Annotated in this window: 1 pseudogene; it reads right to left on the bottom strand. The window is 63.8% G+C overall.

The features are described from left to right. Nucleotides 1–122: 122 nt before the first annotated feature. Nucleotides 123–676, bottom strand: a pseudogene (locus tag EN939_RS36325) (AAA family ATPase). Nucleotides 677–829 lie beyond the last annotated feature (153 nt).

Raw genomic sequence — 829 nt, 5'->3', positions numbered from 1 at the left:
GTGCGGTGATTTCCTTCACGCTGGCCAAGGTCACGCTCGGCCGCTCGCGCGAGGCCGTCGAGGCGCCGGCGGAATAAGCAACCAAAACAAATGAAAAAGGCCGGGGTTCATCCCGGCCTTTTTCACGCCAATCCTGTCTCGGCCAGCACGAAGCGCAGCCGCGCCTCGACGGGTGCCAGCGGCAACGGAATCATCTCATAGCCCAGTTCCGTGTAGATGCCGACCAGCGCATGGTGGGTACGCTCGGCCTCGTCGAGCGTCTGCTTGCGTCTTCGTCCTGCGCGAAGATCTCCGGCCAAAGCGGGGCGACGAAGATGCGGGGGTTGTAGCGGAAACGCTTGGCGGCGGCGTTGATGTGTTCGGGTAGCGGCAGGCCGCTCAGCCTGAGGTAGCCAAGCGTGTCCGGAACGCCCCGATCGAAGAAAACAGGACGCCCGGTCTGTTCTTGCGCGATTTGATACGAGCGCATCTCCCATGACAGCATCAACTCGGCGAACAGGGCGCGATCATGCCAGGGCAAAGCGGGTCCGCCTATATCGGACTGGTGGCGGATGATGCCGCGGCCGGCTTCGATCGAGGTGGCAAAGCCTGCCCGGCGCAGGGCTTCGATCAGGGTGGTCTTGCCGGAGCCGGGACCGCCGGTCAGCACGAAGAATCGATCGGAATCGTCTTGCATCTTTTGGAGAGGTGGCACGCGGCAGGGCGGCTTCGCGGCCGAGGGCGTGCGAAGTTGGCCGGCGGGAGCTGCCGTTGTGCGTAACGCATGTTGAGGAGGAGGGGAGAAGTGGAGGTTTCTGTTGCCAGGTACCTCCGAACCCCGCCTAGAAGC

Origin of the sequence: Mesorhizobium sp. M7A.F.Ca.CA.002.05.1.1 (genome assembly GCF_003998335.1) — a bacterium.
GTDB lineage: Bacteria > Pseudomonadota > Alphaproteobacteria > Rhizobiales > Rhizobiaceae > Mesorhizobium.
The sequence above is the reverse complement of the archived record's forward strand: the minus strand, read 5'-3'. Positions and strand labels throughout refer to the sequence as shown.